At 51.0% G+C, this 1,681-nt stretch carries 1 rRNA gene; it reads right to left on the minus strand.

From position 1 onward, the window contains the following. Positions 1-47: 47 nt before the first annotated feature. Positions 48-1,585 (minus strand): 16S ribosomal RNA (locus tag J3U57_RS05360). Between the last annotated feature and the right edge of the window lie 96 nt (positions 1,586-1,681).

Raw genomic sequence — 1,681 nt, forward strand, 5'->3', positions numbered from 1 at the left:
GACTCTTTCTAAACAAACAATCTGTGTGAACACTTACGAGCGCTTCGTAAGGAGGTGATCCAACCGCAGGTTCCCCTACGGTTACCTTGTTACGACTTCACCCCAGTCATGGACCACACCGTGGTAAACGCCCTCCCGAAGGTTAAGCTATCTACTTCTGGTGCAACCCACTCCCATGGTGTGACGGGCGGTGTGTACAAGGCCCGGGAACGTATTCACCGTGACATTCTGATTCACGATTACTAGCGATTCCGACTTCATGGAGTCGAGTTGCAGACTCCAATCCGGACTTAGACGTACTTTCTGAGGTCCGCTTGCTCTCGCGAGGTCGCCTCCCTTTGTATACGCCATTGTAGCACGTGTGTAGCCCTGGTCGTAAGGGCCATGATGACTTGACGTCGTCCCCACCTTCCTCCGCTTTATCAACGGCAGTCTCCTTTGAGTTCCCGACCGAATCGCTGGCAACAAAGGATAAGGGTTGCGCTCGTTGCGGGACTTAACCCAACATTTCACAACACGAGCTGACGACAGCCATGCAGCACCTGTCTCACAGTTCCCGAAGGCACTCTCGCATCTCTGCAAGATTCTGTGGATGTCAAGACCAGGTAAGGTTCTTCGCGTTGCATCGAATTAAACCACATGCTCCACCGCTTGTGCGGGCCCCCGTCAATTCATTTGAGTTTTAACCTTGCGGCCGTACTCCCCAGGCGGTCGATTTATCGCGTTAGCTTCGGAGCCCATCACTCTAGGCAACAAACTCCAAATCGACATCGTTTACAGCGTGGACTACCAGGGTATCTAATCCTGTTTGCTCCCCACGCTTTCGCATCTCAGCGTCAGTATCTGTCCAGAAGGCCGCCTTCGCCACCGGTATTCCTCCACATCTCTACGCATTTCACCGCTACACGTGGAATTCTACCTTCCTCTACAATACTCCAGATAACCAGTTTTAAGTGCAATTCCTAGGTTGAGCCCAGGGCTTTCACACCTAACTTAATTATCCGCCTACATGCCCTTTACGCCCAGTCATTCCGATTAACGCTCGCACCCTCCGTATTACCGCGGCTGCTGGCACGGAGTTAGCCGGTGCTTCTTCTGTAATTAACGTCAATTAGTGCACCTATTAGATACACTACCTTCCTCACTACCGAAAGTACTTTACAACCCGAAGGCCTTCTTCATACACGCGGCATGGCTGCATCAGGGTTCCCCCCATTGTGCAATATTCCCCACTGCTGCCTCCCGTAGGAGTCTGGACCGTGTCTCAGTTCCAGTGTGGCTGGTCATCCTCTCAGACCAGCTAGAGATCGTCGCCTTGGTGAGCCCTTACCCCACCAACTAGCTAATCCCATATGGGTTCATCAAATGGCGCATGGCCCGAAGGTCCCATGCTTTGGTCTCTCAACGTTATGCGGTATTAGCAGTCGTTTCCAACTGTTGTCCCCCTCCATTCGGCAGATCCCCATACCTTACTCACCCGTCCGCCACTCGTCATCAAGTGCAAGCACTCATGTTACCGTTCGACTTGCATGTGTTAAGCCTGCCGCCAGCGTTCAATCTGAGCCATGATCAAACTCTTCAATTTAAAGTTTGATGCTCAATAACTGTCTCTGACATATTCAAATGAATCTTCAGTGTCACTTATCAAGACTTAATTTTTTCAGTCCGTAGACTTTTAATT

It is taken from the genome of Gilliamella sp. B3464 (assembly GCF_026536145.1).
Taxonomy (GTDB): Bacteria; Pseudomonadota; Gammaproteobacteria; order Enterobacterales; family Orbaceae; genus Gilliamella.